This is a genomic window from Vibrio sp. 1069, from assembly GCF_033340555.1.
The window spans coordinates 1-595 of the sequence record NZ_JAWOWP010000632.1; the positions used below are offsets into that span (position 1 = coordinate 1).

1 pseudogene is annotated in these 595 nt (G+C 46.2%); it reads left to right on the forward strand.

Annotated elements, in window-relative coordinates:
* A pseudogene (locus R7040_RS28155) lies at positions 1-595 on the forward strand (hypothetical protein); the annotation flags it as partial.

The following is a 595-nucleotide window of genomic DNA, read 5'->3' on the forward strand; positions in this document are numbered from 1 at the left end:
CTAACCAAGTTTCCCTAGGCTTGGTTAAATCGGATGATATCGGTGCGCGCAGCGAATCAGCTTGGTTCTCTCAATCGGGCAACCATGAGTTGGGATTAGAGATGAGCTATTTCCAGCATCAAGACGAAAAAGACAAAAATGGTTATGCGAACCCAGATCGCCAAACCTTTTTAACTCGTTACACATTCTCTATGCCAGAGTGGGATTGGCAGTTTAATGCGACTGCTGGAGAGTTTTGGAAGGGGGATCTCGGCGCAAAATTCACGACATCACATTGGTTTGAAGACATAGAAGTATCCGCAAGTTATCAGGTGACAAAGTTTAACGATACAGACGAAGAGCAGTTTGTCACTGTGTCGGTAAAGCTGCCATTAACGCCATGGCGTGATATGTCGCCGGGAGTGATACAGGTTCGTGGTAACGAGGCTTATGATTTCAACGTTACGACACGAGTTGGCAATGATTATAATTACTTAGCGGCAGGCCAAGGGGATGAACTTGTGATGGATAATAGCATGCTTCGTCGCTACTTTAACCGAGGCCGTTATGGCCAAGAGTACTTTGAGCAGAACAGACAGCGAATCCGCAACGCTTA